The sequence below is a fragment of the Erythrobacter sp. CCH5-A1 genome, from assembly GCF_001557115.1.
Classification (GTDB): domain Bacteria; phylum Pseudomonadota; class Alphaproteobacteria; order Sphingomonadales; family Sphingomonadaceae; genus Erythrobacter.
Window position 1 is genome coordinate 1 of the sequence record NZ_LSKQ01000064.1, and the last position, 354, is coordinate 354.

The following is a 354-nucleotide window of genomic DNA, read 5'->3' on the forward strand; positions in this document are numbered from 1 at the left end:
GCCGTCACCCCCGCCCCGCCATCGAGCAGCGGCAGCGGGGCCGGGCTGGCGATCGTCTCGGGCGCGCTGACTTCTGGGCTCGGTTATGTCGCGTGGTACCGGCTGGTGCCGCGCCTGCCCCATGCCGCGGTCGGTGCGGTGCAGCTGGCGACCCCGGTCGTCGCCGCGCTCGCCGCCGCCGCCCTGCTGGCCGAGCCGCTGACATGGCGGCTCGCGCTCGCCGCCGCGCTGATCCTGGGCGGCATCGCGCTTACGCTCCGGCGCGGCTGATCACCCCTCCTTCAGCACCTCGCCCACGAAGTCGGCAAAGGCGCGCGCCTTGGCGCTGGCGAGGCGTCCGCTCGGGAACAGCGC

1 protein-coding gene is annotated in these 354 nt (G+C 76.0%); it reads left to right on the plus strand.

Features of this window, described 5'->3' with window-relative positions; genetic code table 11:
• Positions 1-270: EamA family transporter (locus AX708_RS03105; RefSeq protein WP_156454521.1), on the plus strand; the 270-nt coding region annotated here is incomplete at its 5' end.
• Between the last annotated feature and the right edge of the window lie 84 nt (positions 271-354).